The 19,090-nt window shown below is 72.7% G+C and carries 17 protein-coding genes; 5 read left to right on the top strand and 12 right to left on the bottom strand.

The genetic code is table 11. The annotated features are described in order from the left end of the window. The first annotated feature begins 92 nt into the window (after nucleotides 1-92). Nucleotides 93-881 (top strand): fructosamine kinase family protein, encoded by a 789-nt coding sequence (locus D1648_RS17250; RefSeq protein WP_122943820.1) that lies wholly within the window; start codon nucleotides 93-95, stop codon nucleotides 879-881. A gap of 148 nt (nucleotides 882-1,029) precedes the next feature. On the opposite strand, the gene D1648_RS17255 is transcribed toward D1648_RS17250, so the two are convergent. Beyond that, the gene (locus D1648_RS17255; protein WP_122943821.1) at nucleotides 1,030-1,848 is read right to left on the bottom strand and encodes a helix-turn-helix domain-containing protein; all 819 of its coding nucleotides are present in this window, start codon (nucleotides 1,846-1,848) and stop codon (nucleotides 1,030-1,032) included. 129 nt (nucleotides 1,849-1,977) lie between these two features. On the opposite strand from D1648_RS17255, the gene D1648_RS17260 reads away from it, so the two are divergent. Further along, nucleotides 1,978-2,544, top strand: coding sequence for a TIGR03086 family metal-binding protein (locus tag D1648_RS17260; RefSeq protein WP_122943822.1), 567 nt, complete (start codon nucleotides 1,978-1,980; stop codon nucleotides 2,542-2,544). A 184-nt stretch (nucleotides 2,545-2,728) separates the two neighbouring features. On the opposite strand, the gene D1648_RS17265 is transcribed toward D1648_RS17260, so the two are convergent. From D1648_RS17265 to D1648_RS17290, 6 genes are all read right to left on the bottom strand, one after another. Further along, nucleotides 2,729-4,171, bottom strand: a complete 1,443-nt coding sequence (locus tag D1648_RS17265; RefSeq protein ID WP_122943823.1) for a hypothetical protein — start codon at nucleotides 4,169-4,171, stop codon at nucleotides 2,729-2,731. Between the two features lie 187 nt (nucleotides 4,172-4,358). Then, nucleotides 4,359-5,702, bottom strand: a complete 1,344-nt coding sequence (gdhA, locus tag D1648_RS17270) for an NADP-specific glutamate dehydrogenase (protein WP_122943824.1) — start codon at nucleotides 5,700-5,702, stop codon at nucleotides 4,359-4,361. A gap of 191 nt (nucleotides 5,703-5,893) precedes the next feature. Then, on the bottom strand, nucleotides 5,894-6,511 hold the full coding sequence (locus tag D1648_RS17275; RefSeq protein ID WP_122943825.1) for a TetR/AcrR family transcriptional regulator: 618 nt from the start codon (nucleotides 6,509-6,511) through the stop codon (nucleotides 5,894-5,896). Nucleotides 6,512-6,545: 34 nt separating this feature from the next. After that, complete coding sequence (locus D1648_RS17280; RefSeq protein ID WP_122943826.1) at nucleotides 6,546-7,091, bottom strand: O-acetyl-ADP-ribose deacetylase; 546 nt, start codon at nucleotides 7,089-7,091, stop codon at nucleotides 6,546-6,548. A 16-nt stretch (nucleotides 7,092-7,107) separates the two neighbouring features. Further along, entirely contained in the window at nucleotides 7,108-9,522 is a 2,415-nt protein-coding gene (locus D1648_RS17285) for a beta-N-acetylglucosaminidase domain-containing protein (RefSeq protein ID WP_164518790.1), read from the bottom strand. Nucleotides 9,523-9,815: 293 nt separating this feature from the next. Further along, nucleotides 9,816-10,544: a glycerophosphodiester phosphodiesterase family protein gene (locus D1648_RS17290; protein WP_122943828.1), complete on the bottom strand. Its 729-nt coding sequence runs from the start codon at nucleotides 10,542-10,544 to the stop codon at nucleotides 9,816-9,818. Between the two features lie 227 nt (nucleotides 10,545-10,771). Here D1648_RS17290 and D1648_RS17295 point away from each other — a divergent pair, with 227 nt between their 5' ends. Beyond that, the gene (locus D1648_RS17295) at nucleotides 10,772-11,416 is read left to right on the top strand and encodes a hypothetical protein (protein WP_126282003.1); all 645 of its coding nucleotides are present in this window, start codon (nucleotides 10,772-10,774) and stop codon (nucleotides 11,414-11,416) included. 12 nt (nucleotides 11,417-11,428) lie between these two features. Here the strand turns inward: D1648_RS17295 and D1648_RS17300 are convergent, their stop codons facing one another. The 4 genes from D1648_RS17300 to D1648_RS17315 form a co-directional block, all read right to left on the bottom strand. Further along, nucleotides 11,429-12,196 (bottom strand): glycerophosphodiester phosphodiesterase family protein, encoded by a 768-nt coding sequence (locus D1648_RS17300; RefSeq protein WP_122943830.1) that lies wholly within the window; start codon nucleotides 12,194-12,196, stop codon nucleotides 11,429-11,431. Nucleotides 12,197-12,328: 132 nt separating this feature from the next. Further along, nucleotides 12,329-13,717 (bottom strand): ABC transporter substrate-binding protein, encoded by a 1,389-nt coding sequence (locus D1648_RS17305; RefSeq protein ID WP_122943831.1) that lies wholly within the window; start codon nucleotides 13,715-13,717, stop codon nucleotides 12,329-12,331. A gap of 97 nt (nucleotides 13,718-13,814) precedes the next feature. Beyond that, nucleotides 13,815-14,729 (bottom strand): carbohydrate ABC transporter permease, encoded by a 915-nt coding sequence (locus D1648_RS17310; RefSeq protein ID WP_122943832.1) that lies wholly within the window; start codon nucleotides 14,727-14,729, stop codon nucleotides 13,815-13,817. Further along, nucleotides 14,726-15,754: a carbohydrate ABC transporter permease gene (locus D1648_RS17315; protein WP_122943833.1), complete on the bottom strand. Its 1,029-nt coding sequence runs from the start codon at nucleotides 15,752-15,754 to the stop codon at nucleotides 14,726-14,728. Before D1648_RS17315 ends, D1648_RS17310 begins: the two co-directional genes overlap by 4 nt. Nucleotides 15,755-16,178: 424 nt before the next feature. On the opposite strand from D1648_RS17315, the gene D1648_RS17320 reads away from it, so the two are divergent. Both D1648_RS17320 and D1648_RS17325 read left to right on the top strand, forming a co-directional pair. Beyond that, complete coding sequence (locus D1648_RS17320; RefSeq protein WP_122943834.1) at nucleotides 16,179-17,264, top strand: LacI family DNA-binding transcriptional regulator; 1,086 nt, start codon at nucleotides 16,179-16,181, stop codon at nucleotides 17,262-17,264. A gap of 216 nt (nucleotides 17,265-17,480) precedes the next feature. Further along, nucleotides 17,481-18,002: a ferritin gene (locus tag D1648_RS17325; protein ID WP_122943835.1), complete on the top strand. Its 522-nt coding sequence runs from the start codon at nucleotides 17,481-17,483 to the stop codon at nucleotides 18,000-18,002. Between the two features lie 74 nt (nucleotides 18,003-18,076). On the opposite strand, the gene D1648_RS17330 is transcribed toward D1648_RS17325, so the two are convergent. Further along, on the bottom strand, nucleotides 18,077-19,069 hold the full coding sequence (locus D1648_RS17330) for a LysR family transcriptional regulator (protein ID WP_241155562.1): 993 nt from the start codon (nucleotides 19,067-19,069) through the stop codon (nucleotides 18,077-18,079). Nucleotides 19,070-19,090 lie beyond the last annotated feature (21 nt).

Here is a 19,090-nt window from a genome sequence, read left to right on the forward strand (position 1 = left end):
CGGCCCGCGCCGGACACTGCGGCTGTCCTCCCCACCACATCGCCGGCCTGCGCAGTGGCGCGATCCGGGCGACCTCTGCTTACGGTGGGCCCATGAGCGACTTCGTGAAGAACGCACCGAACGCCCCCAAGGGCTATGCCGCGGCCGAGGCGGCGGGGCTGCGCTGGCTCGCCGAGCCGGGCGCGGTCCCCGTGGTCGAGGTGCTCGAGGAGGGCAGGGACCGGCTGCGCCTGGAGCGGCTCGAGCCCGTCGCCCCCACCCCCGAGGCGGCCCGCGAGCTGGGCCGGGGCCTGGCCCGCCTGCACGACGCGGGCGCCCCCGATTTCGGCTGGTCACCGGCTGATCCCGCCTTCTTCGGCCCGCTCGAGAACCCCTTCCCCGTCTCGACGCAGACGGAGGAGGAGTTCTCGAGGTACTGGGCCGAGGAGCGCCTGCGCCCCCTGGCCGACAAGGTCACCCGCACCCTCGGGGCCGACGGGCACGACACCGTCGACGAGGCCATCGACGTGATCGCCGACGGCGCCTTCGACGGCGTCAGCGGCCAGGGCACCGAGGCGCCCTCTCGCGTGCACGGCGACCTGTGGGCGGGGAACCTGATGTGGACGGCCGACGGGGCGGTGCTCATCGACCCGTCCGCGCACGGCGGCCACCGCCTCGAGGACCTCGCGATGCTCTCCCTGTTCGAGGCCCCGCATCTCGAGGAGATCTTCGAGGGCTACACGGAGGAGCATCCGCTGCCGGGCGACTGGGAGCAGGACCTGCCCGCGCACCTCTTCTTCGGACTGCTCGCGCATGTGCACCTGTTCGGCGAGGCCTACGTGGACCAGGCCATCGCCACCGCCGAGGCGATCATCGACCGGGCGGACGAGCTCGGGTTCTGAGCCCGGGCGTCCACCGGCCCACCAGCCCACAGACATCGAGTGCTGCATCTGGACCGCTATGGCTGAGTCATAGCGGTCGAGATGCAGCACTCGATGGTGAGATGGGGGCGGGGGACGCCTCCGACCACCTTGCCTGGACTGCCACGTCTCACTGCGCGCGCCATCGCCGGGCGAGCTGCCCCGGCGTCGACCCGGTGGCAGTGCGCACGTCATGCGTGAAGTGGGACTGGTCGGCGTAGCCGAGCCGGGCGGCGAGCGCGGCGAGGTCCTCGTCGCCGCGCAGCCCGTCGGCCGCCTCGTGCAAGCGCCGCCGACGGATCAGCCACGCGGGCGTGAGGCCGAGGCGCCGTGCGGTGAGCCGCTGCAGCGCGCGCTCCCCGAGCCCGACCCGGCCGCCCAGCTCCCCGACCTCGCAGAGCGTCGGGTCGTTCTCGACCTCCTCGATCAGCGTGTTGACCAGGAGATCCTCTTCCCCAGGCGGGCCGAGCCGGGCGATGCGCTCCTCCACGAGCGCGCAGCACGCCGCGTGGACCTCGTCCTCGGCGGGCCCCTCCTCCATCAGCCTCCGCAGCGGCGCGGTGAGCCCTGCGAGCATCGCGACGTCCTCGAGGTCACGATGACGGCCGGTCAGCTCGCGCATCTCTCCCCCATGCAGCACCGCCCCCGCCGCCGGGGCGAACATGACGCCGAATCCCCAGGCGCGTCCTTCGAGCACGGTCCTGGAGAGCCCGGGATTCGGTCCGACGAACCGTGAGTAGGCGGGGGTCGTGATCGCGAGGCAGACGGGGTACTGCAGCACGCGCTGCTCGGCCCGCTCGCCTTCCGGCACGTCCCAGACGGGGATCCAGTAGCGACGCAGCCAGGGGCGGAGCGACGCGGGCGGGAGCCGACGGGCGATCGCGAAGGTGCGGTCGGCCGGGTCGCGCAGGTGCGCCCGCTCGATGTCGTCCGACGCGCGAGGGACCATGCCCGCACAGTAGTCGGGCTCCGGCGCCGGGGAGACGGTGTCGGGAATCCACAAGACGGGCCTTCGGGGGCTCAGTAGCGTCGACCTCGCCCGCCCGGGAGGTCCGAAGCGGGGTCCCGAGGAGGAGACATGAGTTCCACTGCACGACCCGCCGCCCCCGAGGTCGCGGCCCGCTGGCGCGAGCGTTCCGCGCCCTTCACCGCAGAGGTGGAGGCGATCGAGGATTGGGACGCGCCGAGCCCCTGCGAGGGCTGGACCGCCCGGGACGTGCTCACCCACGTCATCGACACCGAGCGGGAATTCCTGACCCGCGTGGACCTCGCCGCGGAGGAGACCGTCGAGGCGGGCGGGGACCCGGCCGCACGCTGGGCCGCCCACCTCGCCGTCGTCCAGTCGCTCCTGGCCGACTCCGCGGTGGCCGCCCGCCCTCACGACGGGGCCTTCGGGCCGACGACCGTCGGCGACGTGCTGCTGGACTTCTACGGCTTCGACCTGATCGTCCACCGCTGGGACCTGGCGAGGTCCCAGGGGCGCGAGGCCCGGCTCTCCGAGGCCGAGCTCACGCTCGTCGACGCCGCGGTGGACGGCTGGGGGGAGCATGCCTACGCCCCCGGCATCTTCGGAGCGCCCGTGGACGTCCCCGCCGGGGCCGACGCGCAGACCCGCGTGCTCGCGAGGACCGGCCGCCGCGCCTGATCCGCGTCGGCCGGCAGTCCGGCCCCGGCCGCCGAACACCGACGCACCGACCCACGGCCCCCCAGACATCGAGTGCTGCATCTGGACCGCTACAGCTGAGTCGTAGCGGTCGAGATGCAGCACTCGATGGTGAGGTGGATCCGGACACTCGGTGGGGGCTCCGGGTCAGGGGACCCGGGCCGGCTCAGTGGTCGTGGCCCTCGTGGGAGTCCTCGGCGCCGCCCTCGTCGCTCGCGCCGTGGTCGTGGCCCTCCTCGCCCTCGTGGTCGTGGCCGTCCTCTTCACCGTGGTCGTGGCCCTCGTGGTCCCCCTCGGACTCGTCCGCGCCGGGCGCGATCTCGTACTCGCCGGAGGCGGTGCCGGTGGTCACCTGGATCTCGTGCGGGACGACGGGCAAGTCCAGGGTGCGGTAGACCTCGCCGCTGGCGACGTCGACCATGGTGAGCTTCTTCGCCTCGGGATCCACGACGAAGGCGGTGCCGTCGGCGACCGAGAGCATCGGACCGGCCTCCTGCCAGTTCTCGCCCTCCTCCCACTCACCGGTCACGGGCACCTCGTGGAGGATCTCGCCGCTCTCCGGGTCGAGGATGTTCAGCTCGCCGTCGTAGGTGAGCACGAGCGCTTCGCCGTCGGGGCCGCGGTCGAGGCTGCGGAACCAGTACGGGGAGCCGAGGTCGACGAGCTGCTGGGTGTCGTCGCGGGTGTCGATGAGCGCGATCTCGGTGGGGCGCTCGATGCCGCCCTCCGGCTCGGCCTCGACCTTGTGGTCCGCGAGCACGATCGGAGAGTCCTCGTGGCCCTTCTGGTTGCCGGAGCGCTGGTAGTCGCCGTCGATCGCGACCTTGTGGAATTCGCCGTCGCGGTAGATCACCGAGCCGTTCTCGCAGCCCAGGGAGACGACGTCGCCGGACTCGGTGGGCTGAGCGGCGGCCTCGCCGTGCACGCCGGGGCAGTCGTCGGTCTCGGCGGTGACCTTGCCGTCGGCGTCGAGGACCTGGACGGTGCTGCGGGAGTCCTCGGTGCCCTGCGTGGTCAGCAGCCCACCGTCGGACAGCGGCACCGCGACCCCGTGATGCGGATCCTCGGTCGAGGTCTCCTCGAGCACGTCGAGCTCGCCGTCGCCGAGCGCGGAGGGATCGATCAGGGTGATCGCTCCGGTCCCGTCGGCGAAGATCGCGGTGCGGTCGCCGTGGGGGACGACGTGGCCGGGGTGCGGTGCCTCGACGGAGAGGTCGGTGAGCGCGGGGTCCTGGACGTAGTAGTGGAAGTGGTCGCCGTGGCCCTGGGCGAGCAGGCCGGTGTCGTACATGGTCACGGCGTCGGAGGCGCTGACCGCGACGTGGCGGCCGTCTCCGGCGGGATTCAACCGGACATAGCCCTCGAGGTCGGTCTCGTCCAGCACGGCGCCGTCGGCCGAGTCGAGGGTGACCACGCCGCCCTCATGGGCCAGGACGATCCGGGGGCTGAGCGCGCCGACCTCGGTGCGATCGGACGACGGGGCCTCGGCGGCGCCGGTCCCGTCGCCCTCGACACCTCCCGCGTCGGAGGCTCCCCGGTCGGAGCCGGAGCCGCAGGCGGCCAGGGCGAGCACGCCCGCGCCGAGGAGAGCGACAGCTCGTCGCTTCATGACAATGCTTCTCATCAGGTGCATGCCAGGAAGCTATCAGCGAATGAGAATCTTTCGCAATTGGAGAGCGGTGACCTGAGTCACGGCGGCCATGAGGGGCCGACAGCATGGAGCCGGGAGGCACCCCGCACGACGACGCCCGCCCCGCGGGATGCGGGACGGGCGTCGTGGCCGGAGCGGGCTCGGCTCAGATGACGCCGAAGGCGATCATCGCATCGGCCACCTTGCGGAAGCCGGCGACGTTGGCGCCGACGACGTAATCGCCGGGGCGCCCCATGTCCTCGGCGGTCTCGAGGCAGGTGGTGTGGATGTTCTTCATGATCTGAGTGAGGCGCTCCTCGGTGTGGGAGAAGCTCCACGCATCGCGGCTCGCGTTCTGCTGCATCTCGAGCGCGCTGGTCGCGACGCCGCCGGCGTTCGCGGCCTTGCCGGGGCCGTAGGCGACGTCGGCCTCGCGGAACACGCCCACCGCCTCGGGGGTGCAGGGCATGTTCGCGCCCTCGGAGACGGCGAGCACGCCGTTCTTGACCAGGGTGCGGGCGGCGGTGCCGTCGAGCTCGTTCTGGGTGGCGCTGGGGATCGCGATCTCTGCCGGGACATCCCAGACGCTGCCGCCCTTGACGAAGCGGGCGCCCTCGCCGCGGCGGTCCGCGTACTCGTGGATGCGGCCGCGCTCGACCTCCTTGATCTGCTGGAGCAGGTCGAGGTCGATGCCGTTGTCGTCGACGACGTATCCGGAGGAGTCGGAGGCGGTCACGGGGATGCCGCCGAGCTGGCGGGCCTTCTCGATCGCGTAGAGCGCGACGTTGCCGGAGCCGGAGACCGCGACGCGGCGGCCCTCGAAGTCCTTGCCGCGAGCCTTGAGCATCTCGTCGGCGAAGATGGCCGCACCGTAGCCGGTGGCCTCCTTGCGCACGAGCGAGCCGCCCCAGTCCAGGCCCTTGCCGGTGAGCACGCCGGCCTCGTAGCGGTTGGTGAGGCGCTTGTACTGGCCGAAGAGGTAGCCGATCTCGCGGGCGCCCACGCCGATGTCGCCGGCGGGGACGTCGGTGTACTCGCCCATGTGGCGGTGCAGCTCGGTCATGAAGGACTGGCAGAAGCGCATGACCTCGCCGTCGCTGCGGCCGTGCGGGTCGAAGTCGGAGCCGCCCTTGCCGCCGCCGATGGGCAGGCCGGTCAGGGAGTTCTTGAAGATCTGCTCGAAGCCGAGGAACTTCACGATGCCGAGGTTGACGCTCGGATGGAAGCGCAGGCCTCCCTTGTAGGGGCCGAGGGCGGAGTTGTACTCGACGCGGAAGCCACGGTTGACCTGGACCGTGCCCTGGTCGTCGACCCAGGGGACCCGGAAGATGATCTGGCGCTCGGGCTCGCACAGGCGCATGAGGATCCCATGGTCCTGGTATTCGGGGTGCCGGGACTGGACGACCTCGAGGGACTCGAACACCTCCCGCACTGCCTGGTGGAACTCGGGCTCGCCGGCGTTACGGCGGAGAACCTGGTCGTACGTGGCCTGGAGCGTCGAGTCGAGCATCGCAGTCCTTTCAGGGGCCCGGGGGCCCTGTTCGGCGGGGCCCTCGGTGACGGAGGGCGGAGCGGGCCCAGAGTACGCGCACCCTCCGTGGCGGTCACGGGACGTTCGGTGAGTGAACATGCATCCGCCTGTCTCCCCATGCATCGACGAGACCGACGTCACGTCGCCGCTGCGGAGGAGCCCGCGTCGCCTCAGCGCTCCCCGCGCGCTCGCTCGATCGCCGCGGCGGCGATGCGGGCCACGCCCTCCCGGGCCAGGTGCGGCCTGGGCGCCTGCAGGTGCAGGGCCTTCTGGATCACGAGCCCCTCGTTCAGGGCGTCCAGCAGCACTGCGGTCTCCTCGTCGACGAAGGGCTCGAGACATGCCCGGGTGCGGGCCATCCAGGCGCTGGTGATCTCTCGGAACTCGGGCCGACGGGCGGCGAGGGTGTAGAGCTCGAGGGCGAGGACCAGCTCGCGATCGGTGCCGAAGACGTCCTCGTCGATGTTCGCCTCGAAGCCGGCGAGCGCCTCCTCGAGCGTGGCGGCGGAGGCGGTGCGGGCCTCGACCCGGACGGCCGACTCGTCCGCGAAGCGGGTGAACGCCTCGTGCAGCAGCTCGTCCATGCCGGAGAAGTGGTAGGTCATCGAGCCGAGCGGCACGTCGGCCGCGGCGGCGATCCGGCGGTGGGAGGTGCCGGCGACGCCGCGCTCGGCGATCACCTCGAGGCAGGCGTCGATGATGCGGTCGCGGCGGTCCGGGTCGTGCCGGCGGGCCCTCGGGGCACGGGCGGCGGCCTCGGCGGCGTCGGGGCTCGACGGTGCGGTCATCCCCCGACGGTAGCGGCTCGGTGCGAGGCCGTCGTCAGTCCTCGCCGAGCGCCGCCTCGTAGGCGGCGAGGGTCTCGTCGTCGAAGAGCACCAGGCGCAGCTGCCACTTCCCGCCGAGCCGCGCGGCCGTCTCGCGCAGGCTCCCGATCGCGATCCTCGCGGCGCGGTCCAGGGGGAAGCGGTAGGCGCCGGTGGAGATCGAGGGGAAGGCGAGGCGGCGCAGGCCGTGCTCGTCGGCGACCTCGAGGCAGCGTCGGTAGCAGGAGGCGAGCTCGTCCTCGCGCCGGGCGCGGCCCGCCTCGTCGGCGTGGGCGGACCAGATGGGGCCGACGGTGTGGAGCACGTGGCCGACGGGCAGGTCGTGCCCGCCGGTGAGCTTCGCGTCCCCGGTCTCGCAGCCGCCGAGGGTGCGGCACTCGGCGAGCAGGCCGGGCCCGGCGGCGCGGTGGATCGCGCCGTCGACCCCGCCGCCGCCGAGCAGGGTGGAGTTCGCGGCGTTGACGATCGCATCGACCTCGCTCTCGCGGGTGATGTCCCCGCGGTGCAGGGTGATCAGCGGTGTCTCGGGCGCGGGGGTCATGTCTGTCCTCCTCCGGTCAGGCGGCGGGCGGCTGCTCGGCGAGGGCGAACTCGCGCACCTGCACCCACTTCCCGCCCTCGTTCTCGGCGGTGACGCGCAGCCGTGCGGCCAGGGTCTCGAGCGGGGCGTCGAGGGTGGCCTCGAGCAGCGGGGAGCCGTCGGTGCGGGCCACCTCTGTCCAGTCCTCGCCGTCGGGGGAGAGCTCGAGCACGCCGTGCTGGATCTGGTCGCCGGCGGTGTCGTCGCTGCGCGCCATCTGCACGCGCACGAAGGTGATCTCGTGGCTCTCCTCGAGGTCGATGCGTACCTCGTCGCCGGTCTCGGGAGCGCCGTCGGACCAGAAGTACGTCGAGAGGTCCCCGTCGACCATGAGCTCCGGGGAGTGGTCCTGATAGGTGCCGAGCGTCGTGCTCGCGGTGGCGGGCAGGCCGCGGAAGGGCAGCGACGGGTCCTCGGGCAGCTCGGCGCGCAGCACCTCCCAGGCGCGGGCGGCGAAGGTCTCGAAGAGCCCGGCGCCGACGACGGGGACGATCTGGTCCTCCTTGTACACGCCGTCCTCACGCTGGTCGGGCACGGTCGCACGGCCGGCGAGCGCGAACTGCTCGGCAGCGCGCGCCGCGGCCTCGGAGGCGGCCTCGTGCTCGCCCGCGCGGAGGGCGGTCATCATCTCGTGCTGGGCGAGCAGGCCCTCGGCCCACTGGGCGCCGGCGACGGTCCAGGGGAGCACGTCCTGGTAGAAGCCCTGGGAGGCCATGTCCGCGAGGGCGTCCTCGAGTCCGGCGATGCGCTCCAGGCGCTCGACCAGCGCGGTGCCCTCGGCGCCGCCGTCCTCGTCGGCCTCCCAGTAGTCCGCGAGGTCGGCCTCGAGGGCGGGGGCGAGCGGCGAGCCGTCGCGATAGGGCCAGTTCTGGTGCAGGTCCGTGAGAACGCGCAGGTCGGAGCGGATCTGCTCGTCCTCGCCGGAGAGCTCGTCGACGATCGCGCCCCAGGAGTCCGCCGCGTCGTAGACCGGCGGGTTCCAGCAGTAGTCGGCGTAGTTCCCCAGCGAGATCAGCGAGGCGTAGGGCTGGATCATCGGGTTCGCGGTGAAGCCGGCGAGGTGCTCGTGGAGCGTCGAGGCGCGGCCCTCGAGGGGGTTCAGGAAGAGCCGCTCGCGTCGGCCGTCGTTGACCGGGAAGTTGTCCCAGATGTAGAGGTGCTCGGTGCGATAGGACTCCACGGCCGCGATCACGGACTCCTCGGTGACCGAGGGGGAGAAGACGCCCTCGCCGGTCCACTGGACGCGGATCGCGGGGTCGATGCCCTCGCCGAAGGCGGTCTTGTAGTCGCTCGGCCCCGAGCCCCAGTACTCGGTGGGGACGGTCTGCAGCGGGGCGAGGTCGTGGGCGAGCACGTACTCGGTCTGGACGCGGCCCAGGTAGTGCGCCTGGGCGTCGGCGAGCGAGTCGAACTGCGCGGCGTCCTCCTCCCCGAGATCCCACGGGATGTCGTCGAGTGCGATGTAGAAGCTGGCGACGCCCAGCTCGCGCAGCTGCTCGAACTTGGTCACCGTCGCCTCGAGGTCCTCGTCGGAGCCGTAGACGATGTCGTTGCCGGGCGAGAGGGCGTAGGTGAAGTCGACGTGATGGGCGTTCGCGGTCTCGACGAGCTCGGCGAGCTGCTCGAGGTCCTCGCCCTCGTACAGCTCGCGCCACTTCGAGCGCAGCAGCAGGTCGTCCTTGGGCGTGTAGATGTAGGTGTTGAGCTTGTGCCGTCCGCAGAAGGCGAAGAGGTCCAGGCGGGCCTGATGCGACCAGGGGATGCCGTAGAAGCCCTCGATGGCGCCGCGGATCTCCATCAGCGGCTCGTCGCGCACGACGACCTCGGGGACCATGTCGCGACCGGCCAGGAGCTGGCGGAGGGTCTGGACCGCGTAGAAGGTGCCGCGTGCGTCATGGCCGGCGAGGGCGAGGACGGTGCCGCGGTCGCGGCCGGCGGCGAGCACGTACCCGTCGGCGGCGAGGTCAGCGGGCCCCTCGACGCCGAGTCCCTCGAGCACGGGAGCGAGGGTCGCGGTGTCCTCCGGGGTGCCCAGATGGATGCGGGTGCCGGTGAGGCCGGCCGCGTCGGTGGCGGGGACCCGCTCGGCGCGGCAGCCGACCTGCTCGAGCAGCGTGAGCAGCTCCTGCGTCGCCGGCTCGTCGGCATCCTCCCCCACGATGAGGCTCGCCCGGCGGGTCAGCGGCAGGAGCTGACCCGTGCCGGTGACGGACTGCGGCGCGGGGCGGGGGGCGGGGAGCGCGTCGCGACGGCCGCCCTCGGCGCGGGCGGGGTCGATCGGGAGCAGCGCCGCACCGCCCGCTGCGAGGCCGAGGCCCAGCGCGGAGCGCCGGGTGAACGGGCCCGGCAGCGGGAGGGAGGAGAGCGAGGGGACGTCCGCAGAACGATTCACAGCAGGAGCCTTCCGATCCGCGCACGCGGCCGGCGTGGCGGTGTGGGGGATGCACGGGGCGCCGACGGTCACTGCGATGTGAGGCGCCCCACAGGGCGTTGCCCACCGTATCAACCGTGCCCGGAGACGTCACGGGAACCGACCGGAGGGCGCACGTGACGGCGGCCGGGGCTCACCCGTCGGCGGCGGTCTCCTCCGGGGTGAGGACGTCCTCGATCCGGGCCTCGAAGAGGCGGGCGATCGTCGAGACGGTCCAGGGCCGCGGAGCGCCCGTGGCGCCCTGGACGGCGAGGTCAGCTGCGCACGTCGAGCTCCCGCTGCAGCCAGGCCGGATCGTCGGTGGTGATCGTGTCGACTCCGCAGGCGAGGGCCACCTCGAGCTGCGCGGCGCTGTTCACGGTCCAGGGGTTCAGACGCAGGCCGGCCTCGCGCACGGCGCGAGCAGCCCCCAGCGAGAGCCCGTCGATCCCGGGACCGACGCCGGAGGCGCCCAGCTCCCCGGCCACGCGCAGCACCTCCTCGTCGACCGCACGCACCAGGTAGGAGACGGGCGTGGCGGGGGCGCCGCGCCGGATCTCGGCGAGCGCCTCGGCGTGGAAGCTGATGACGGTCGAACCTGCGGCCGGATGCTCAGCGGGCAGCTCCTGCAGCAGCGCCGCCACGGCTGCGGCCGCCGCCGGTGCCTTGACCTCGATGAACAGAGGGACGGCGGTCATCTCGAGCAGTGCGGACAGGCTCGGCACGTGCTCGCCGCCCTCCAGCACGACGGTGTCGAGCTCGGCGCGGGTCAGGTCGCCGATCGCCCCGCTGCGCAGCGGGGAGTCCGCCGCGGCGGTGCGGTCGATGGTCTCGTCGTGCATCACGATCACCTCGCCGTCGGCGCTGAGGTGGACGTCGCACTCGAGGAGCTGGGCGCCGTCCTCGATCGCGCGACGGAAGGCGGCGAGCGTGTTCTCGGGGGCGTGGGCGCTGGCTCCGCGGTGGCCGACGATCACGGGACGGGCGGGGTGCTGCGGGGTCATGGTTCTCCTTGAGCGGTCGGGTGGGGGATCGGGACGAGCGTGCTCGTCGGGGCGGACGGGGTGGTCGGGCGGGGTCGGTGGTCGGGCGGGGTCGATGGTCGGGGCGACCGGGCACGGCGCCCCCTGCTCTGGACCTCCAGCATGCCGCGCGTCACACTGACACCCCGTGCTCGACACGGGCGCGGGGCCCGCCCGCAGGGGCGGACACGACCGGGAAGGGGAATCCCATGCCCACCGCACGACCCACCACCGCCGTGCACGACGCCGTCGCGCGAGCCCGTCGGCGCCGGCCCGGAGCCCTGACCCCGCGCGGCGGCCGACGAGCGCTCATGCCGCTCGCGGGCCTCGCCGCGGCCGCGGCGCTCCTGGCCGGCTGCGGCGGCGCCGAGGAGGACCCGGCCGAGGCGCCGACCTCCGCGGCCGTCGAGCAGAGCGACGGCGGCGGGACGACGACCTCGACCGACGAGCAGGACGCGGACGAGACTCCGACGGACGACGAGGCCTCGGACGGGCCGACCGACGACGACAGCTCGGACGGCGGGGGCGGCACCGACGAGGCCGAGGAGCCCACCGAGCCCGCCGACGACGCCCCCGAGGGCGAGAACCTCTTCACCGGCACCTGGGGCTTCGGCCACGACGAGAAGACGCTCGACGCCGCTCAGCTCGCCGCCCTCCTCGAGGAGGAGGCCGAGGCGAGGGGCCCGGCCGAGATGAGCCTCTCGGTCGAGTGCGGGGACGGCGTGGACACGGGGACGCAGGACTACGAGGCCGAGTGCATCGCGTACGCCGACGAGGGCGTCGAGCACCTCTGGCTGATCAGCGTCGGCCCCGCGGACGCCGGGCTCGAGATCGAGGTCGAGAACGCCGGGTGACCCACGACCGGCTCAGACCAGGGCGTGGCGCGCCATCAGCGCCGCCGCCCAGACGGGGTCGTCGACGGTGAGGGTGTCGCAGCCGAGCTCGAGCGCACGCTCGAGCTCCTCCTCGGTGCGGGCCGTCCACAGGTTCAGCGCGACCCCGAGCTCGGCGGCGTGCTCGACGTCGGCCTGGCGGGCGTCGGCGATCCTCACGCCTGCGTGGGCGACCTTCAGCGCACGGCAGGAGTCCCACCACTCCGGGCTCGTGGCCGTGGTGGTCCGCATGCGCGGGATCCACGGCGCGACCCGCTGCGCGAGTCGCAGCGGCTCCTCGTGGAAGGAGAGGACGCAGGCCGGGGCGTGTGCCGGGTCGGACCAGGCCGCGGCGTCGCCGCCCCCGAAGGTCCCGCCGAGGATCTCCAGCACGCGCTCGGCGGCGGCGGGGGCCTTGATCTCCACCAGCAGCGGCACCCGCGTGCCGTCCTCGCGCACGGCGGCCTCGAGCACCTGGGCGAGGGTGGGGATGTGCTCGTCCTCGCCGACGAGCACGCGGTCCAGCTGGGCGCGGGTCAGATCGGCGACCGCGCCGGTGCGCAGCGGCGAGTCGGCCTGTGCGGTGCGGTCCAGGGTCGCGTCGTGGATGATCACGTCCTGCCCGTCGGCGCTGAGGTGGACGTCGCACTCCAGCAGCGCCGCCCCCTCGGCGACGCCGCAGCGGAAGGAGCGCAGGGTGTTCTCGGGGTCGAGTGCGGCGGCGCCTCGGTGGCCGACGAGGACGGGCGAAGAGGTGGTCATGGACGGTGCTCCAGGGTCAGCGGCGCGGGGCGCCGGGCAGTTCGGGATCGGGTCGGGCGGGGTCGGCTCGGGTGGGATGTGCGGGACGGGCCCGGCCGACGTCGCGACCGGGCCCGCTCCGGCGGGCGAGGCTCAGCTCCAGCCCTCGAACTCCACGGCCTCGTAGTCCTCGCGGTCGTCGTCGAGGGTCTCCTGCAGGCCGGCGGCGAGCGCGTCGAGCACGCCCTTCGCCTCCGCGCCGTCGCCGTAGACCTGGCCCATGGAGGCGCCGATCTCGGTGACCGAGCCCTGGTCCCAGTTGGTGTAGTCCGCGGTGCGGGCGTTCTCGAGCTGCGCGAGGGCGACCCCGTAGTTGGGGTTCTCCGCGACCAGGTCCTTGACCGTCCGGGTCTCGGCGGCAGCCTGGACGATCGGGACATAGCCGGTGCCGGCGTGCCACTCCGCGGACTTCTCCGGCTGGGCGAGGAAGCGGAACAGCTCGGCGCAGGCGTCCTGGCGGTCCTGGGAGTCGCCGCGCACGATCGACAGACCGGAGCCGCCGGTGGGGACCTGCTTGTCCTGTCCCTCCTTGGAGAGCATGAACGCGGTGCCGATCTCGAACACGCCCTCGGTCGCGGCGGTCTGTCCGGTCAGCGAGGCGGTCGAGCCGCGCCAGCCCGCGGTCAGGCCCGAGGCGAAGTCGGTGCCCGAGTCCTGGGCGAGATAGCCGAAGCCGTCCTCGTGGATGAACTTCCGCTGCCACTCCAGCCACTCGACGCCGGCCTCGTCGGCGATCGTGACCCGGAAGTCCTCGGTGGAGTTCGCGCCGCCGAAGCCCCAGATGTCGGCCTGGCCGTGCCAGGCGTCGGCGCTGAACGCGAGTGCGGACAGCGGGCGGCCCTCGACCTCGATCTTCGCGAGCTCGGGGGCGAACTCGGCGAGGTCCTCCCAGGTCTCGGGGCCCTCCTCGGGCAGCCCGGCCTCGAGGTAGCGGGTCTTGTTGTAGTAGAACAGCGGCGTCGAGCGGGCGAAGGGCACCACGTAGGTCTCGCCCGCGGCCTTGCCCTCTGCGACGTAGTTCTGGATGTAGACGTCGAGGTTCCACTCGTCGTCGAAGTAGCCGTCCAGCGGGGCGAGCGCACCGGAAGCGTGGAACTGGAGCCACTGCATCTCCGGGAAGCAGACGATGTCCGGGACGGTGCGGGCCTGCAGGGCGGCGGTGAACTTCTGGTTGAGGTCCGCGTAGCCGCCGACGGACTCCGCGATCGCGACGATCTCGTCCTGGGACTCGTTGAACTCGGTGAACTGCGCGGAGAGGACCTCGTAGTTGGTGTCGGTGAAGGGCGCCCAGAACAGGATCGGGGTGCGCCCCTCGTACTCCGACGGGACGGTGAGGTCGGCCTGCGAGAAGCCGTCGCGCGCCCCCTCGCCGCCGTCGCCGCCGGCGGGGGCGCCGCAGGCGGCGAGGCCGGCGGCGCCGGCGCCGAGGCCGAGGGCGCCGAGCAGGCTGCGGCGGGAGAGGTTCACGGGACTGCGGGACATGGGTGCTCCTTGGGATCCGGGCCGGGGGCCGGGGCGGTCGTGCGGGATGACGTCGTGCGGGACGGTCGGGGACGGGGCGTGACGGGCCCGTCGGGCCTCACTTCATGGCGCCGGCGGCGAGGCCGCCGATGATGCGCTTCTGGGCGAGGAAGAAGAGGATCAGCATCGGCAGGGAGACGAACACGGCGCCGGCCATGATCGCGCCCCAGTTGCTGTAGCCCTCCTGGCTGCGCAGGAAGAGCAGGCCGATGGGGAGGGTGCGCATGTCCGTGGTGGAGGTGACGATCAGCGGCCACACGTACTCGTTCCACTTCCCGACCATCACGATCAGGGTCGCGGTGAGGATCATCGGACTGGACAGCGGCACCACGATCGTGAGCATGCGGCGGATGTGCCCGGCCCCGTCGATCTCGGCGGCCTGCAGGATGTCCTTGTCGATCGTGCGCATGTACTGGAACAGCAGGAACATCGCGAAGGCGCTCGCGATGCCCGGCAGGATGATGCCGGCGTAGGAGTTCAGCCAGCCGAGGTTCGCCACGGTCATGTAGTTGACGATCAGCGTCACGTGGCCGGGCAGCATCATCGAGCCGATGATCAGCACGAAGGCGATCTTCTTGAACCGGAAGTCCACGAACACGAAGGCATAGGCGCACAGGATCGCGAGGGTGAGCTCGAGGACGGTGCCCACCCCGGTGGTGATGATCGAGTTCAGGAAGAACCGGTCGAAGGGTGCGGCGTTCCAGGCCGCGACGAAGTTGTCGAAGGTCAGCTCGCGCGGCAGCCACTGCAGCGGCCAGCTGTAGATGTCCTGCCGCGGCTTCAGCGCGGAGGAGAACAGCCAGTACAGCGGCACCGCGAACACCGCGATCGTGGCGAGCACGCCGGCGATCAGCAGGGCGGTCGCCCAGGGGCGTCGGCGCGGGCCGCGGCGGCGGCCGGTGTTGCGGGGCGCAGCGGCCGAGGAGGCCTGGACCGGGACCGTCGCGGAGGGGGAGGAGCTCAGGGCGCTCATGACTCGTAGTTCACCTTCTTCTCGCCGTAGCGGACCTGCACGTAGGTGATGACCAGCAGGATCGCCAGCAGCACGGTCGCGGCCGCCGAGGCGCTGCCGATGTCGAACTTCTGGAAGGCTTCTTCGTAGACCATCCAGCTCAGCGTGCTCGAGGAGGTCCCGGGTCCGCCGCTGGTCATGATCGAGATGATGTCGAAGGCCTGCGCGGCGGAGATGATGCCCGTGATCGCGAGGAAGAACGTGATCGGGCTCAGCAGCGGCAGGGTCAGGTGGCGGAACAGCTTCCAGCCGTGCGCGCCGTCGAGGGCCGCGGCCTCGTAGAGGTCCTTCGGCAGGTCGAGGATCGCGGTGTAGCAGATGACCGTGACGAAGCCGAGGCGCTGCCAGGTGTAGGCGATGGTGATCGACCACAGCGACCAGTCCGAGGTGGTGGTCCAGGCCGGGGAATCGGCGCCGAACAGGGAGAACGCCCAGCGGGAGAGTCCGTAGTTCGGGTCGAACATGAACAGCCACAGGATGCCGACGGCCGCGCCGGGGAGCATGTGCGGGGCGAAGGCCATGGTCTGCGCGAAGCCGGTGAGCGGGACCTTCGTGGCCAGCAGGCTGCCCAGCAGCAGGCCCAGCGCGAGCGAGCCGACCACGCTGACCCCGGTGAAGATCAGCGTGTTCATCAGGACCTGGCCGAAGCTCGCCGAGGTGAACAGGGAGGCGTAGTTCTCCAGCCCCACCCATTCGGGGACGGGCTCGACGAAGTCCCAGTCGAAGAAGCTCAGCCCGATGTTGTACAGCGCCGGGTAGTACGAGAAGACGATGATCGCGATCAGGTTCGGCGCGATCAGCGCACCGAACAGGAGCGCGTCGCGGCGCGCTCGGCGGCGACGCTGCGGGGAGCGCCGACGGACGGGGCGCTGCGCGGCGGGCGTCGCCCCGCTCTGCGCGGACCCGGCGGCCGCCTGGGCCGACGGCGCTGCGGCGCCGGCGCGGACGGCGGGGTCCGAGCCGTGCGTGCGGACGGGAACTGTCATGAGAGCGCTCCCAGCTTCCTGGTCGGGACGGCCCGGAGGGCAGTCGCGGGTGTGGATGACGCGGCCACCGTAGGGACGCCGCCGACGCCGCGCCAAGCAGCGGCCGATTCCGGTGAACCGACCGTGAACAGCGCCTGACCTCGCAGGTGGGAGCGCTCCCACGCTGCGCGCGGAGGCCCTCCGAGCCCCCTGCGGCACCCGCGGTGCATCGACCGTCCACCGCAAGTTCATCGGCGCGGCGCCGAGAATTCGCCGACGGCCCGGACGCGCCCCGGACCCCCTCCCCCGGTCTTCACCTGCAGGCCACCTCCCCGCTCCGGCGCGCCCTGTCCGACGGACTATCCTGCGCCGACCGGTCGCCGCACCGCGCGGCCCCGCACTGGTTCCGCGACCCGGTCGGAGGCCGGGTCCGGAAGGAGGAGAGATGCTGAGCCAGCCCACCATGGAGGACGTCGCCCGGGCATCGGGGGTCTCGCGCTCCACCGTCTCGCGGGTCTTCCAGCACGACGGCGAGAAGGTCTCCCCCGACACCCTCATCGCCGTCCACGAGGCGGCGACCCGTCTGGGCTACGTGCACAACCTCGTCGCGAGCGGACTCGCGATGCGCCGCGGCCACCAGTTCGGTCTGCTCGTGCGCGATGCGACCAACCCCGCCTACGGGCACCTGCTGGCCGAGACCAACCGTGCCGTCGAGCGTGCCGGCCGCACCCTGATCTCCGTGACCGCCTCCCGCCACGACTACGGCACCGCCGAGGTGGCGGGGCTGCGCCGCCTGCTCGGCCAGCGAGTCGCCGGGGTGCTCGTCGGCACCGGCGTGACCGCAGCGGAGGATCTCGTCCGGACGGTCACCTCGGTGCCGCTGATGATCGTCGGCCGTCCGAACGCGCACCCGCAGATCGAGTCGGTCAGCTACGACGAGCGCGCGCACGGCCGGATGGTCGCCGAGCAGATCGCCGCCCTCGGGCATCGCCGGATCGTGGCGCTCACCGCTCCTCTGCTCTACTCGCGCGTCTTCGACCTGCGGATCCGCAGCCTCGTCGAGCGGTGCGGGGAGCTGGGCGTGGCGACGGTGCCGGTCGACCTGCTGCCGGTCGAGCAGGGGGTGGCGCGGGCGCTGGACGCGGCGCGCGCGGAGGGGGCGAGCTGCATCGCCTGCCCGGTGGACTACGTGGCCCTGGACCTGCTGCGCGCCGCGGCGGAGCGGGGCGTGCGCATCCCCGAGGACGTCAGCACCTTCGGCTTCGACGGTCTCGGCGACGGCCTGGATCTGGTGGGCCTGGCGACGGTGCGCCTGCCCGTCGCGGAGGTCGCCTCCCGCGCCGTGGAGCGCATGGAGGAGCTGCTGGCGAGCACCCAGGAGGACGCCGAAGGGCCGCCCTCGGGGCACGGCGGCGGGCAGGGGGACGCGGCGCTCGTCGAGGGGCCGACGACGGCTCGGCACGAGATGGTCGCCGGCCGGCTCGTGCCCGGTCGGTCGCTCTCCGCGCCGCCGGAGCATCTGCGCGGCTGAGAGACCGTGCCGCTGAGCACCCGCGCCAACGGGCGTCCCGACGCTTCCGAGACCCCTGGACACATCGGTGAGGCAGCCCTTACCTTGCCGGTGGAGACTCGCCCCGTCCGACCGTCCCGGACAGGGTGAGGCGAGCCTGCCCGAAGTGCAAGAGTGCAGGTCAGGTGAGCCTTTCCATGGGTGACAAGCGGCGCTGAGGGGACTAACGTCCTCCCCATGAAGATGAGCAACGATCTCGAGAAGAAGTTCCAGGACCAGATCACCCTGGAGTTCGCCGCATCGATCACCTACCGCCAGCTGGCCATCGAGGCCGACGAGCAGGACCTCCCCGGCATCGCCGCGTGGCTGCGCCACCAGGCGGACGAGGAGATCGTCCACGCCAACAAGTTCATCCAGCACGTCTCGGACCGCGGCAACCACGCCGCGATCGGCACGATCACCGAGCCCGGCGTGAAGCCCGGCCTGTCCGTGCTGGAGATCTTCGAGGCCTCCCTCGCCCACGAGGAGAAGGTCTCCGAGTCGATCCGCGAGCTCTACCGCAGCGCGGACAAGGAGGGCGACTACGACTCCCGCCCGCTGCTGAACTGGTTCGTCGACGAGCAGATCGAGGAGGAGGCCACCGTCTCCGAGATCATCGGTCGCGTGAAGCTGATCGGCGAGGACGGCTCCGGCATCCTGCGTCTGGACGCCGAGCTCGGCCAGCGCCCCGCCGGGGGCACCGAGGCCGACGACGAGTGACCTCGTCCCGCTGACCGACGGGCCCGGATCCCCGCACGGGGATCCGGGCCCGTCGCCTGTGCGGTGCGCTCGCCTCACCGGCGCATGCGCAGCACCCCGGGGCGGTCCATCGCGGCGACGGTCCGGTCGACCAGGCGCTCCATCTCCCGTGCGGCCGCGGGGAGCACCGCCCCGGCGCGGCGGGCGAGGGTGACGGTGCGGTCCAGCTCGGGGCGCACCAGGCGCGACCAGTGCAGGCCCGGCCGGTCCACGCCCAGCATCGCGGGGACCACCGCCACCCCGAGGCCTCGCTCGACGAAGCGCAGCACGGCGTCCATCTCCGCCCCCTCGACCACGACTCGCGGGGACAGTCCGTGCGCGGCGAAGGCGGCGTCGGTCGCGGCCCGCAGGTCGTAGCTGCGCGCCGGCGCCACGAGCGGCAGCCGGGCGAGCTCGGCGAGGGTGACCTCCGCCGGCAGCGGGGGCGTGCGCCGTGCGGAGGAGATCACCGCGAGCTGCTCGCGCAGCAGGGGGATCAGCTCGGGGCCCGGGGGCCTCGCCCCCGGTCCCGGCGCGGCGGCAGCGCCCCCCGCCTCGATGACCTCGGCCGCCTCGCGCCCGGGAGCACCGAGCCCGCCCTCCCGGGTCACCACGAAGGCCAGGTCGAGCTCCCCCTCCTGCAGCTGCTGGACCAGGGCGAGGCTGCCGGCCTCGCTCACCTCGAGCTCGATGCCCGGATACCGCTCCACGTACTCGGCCAGGACGTCGGCGACGAGGGAGGCGCACACGGTGGGCGGCGCGCCGAGCCGCACTCGGCCGCGGCGCAGCCCGGCGAGCTCGTCGAGGGCGAGGCGCGCGGAGTCCGCGTCGGCGAGGATCCGCCGCGCCAGCGGCAGCAGCGCCCTCCCCGCCTCGGTGGGCACCGCACCCTGGTGGCCGCGGTCCAGCAGGGGCGCGCCGAGCTCGCTCTCGAGCGCGGCGATGCGGCGCGAGAGCGACGGCTGGGCGAGGTACAGCTCCTGCGCGGCGCGGGTGAAGGTGCCGCGGCGCACCACCGCCTCGAAGGCCTGCAGATCCTCGATCCTCACGCTCCACCTGCTCCCATAGTC

This window comes from Brachybacterium sp. EE-P12 (assembly GCF_003711805.1).
Taxonomy (GTDB): Bacteria; Actinomycetota; Actinomycetes; order Actinomycetales; family Dermabacteraceae; genus Brachybacterium.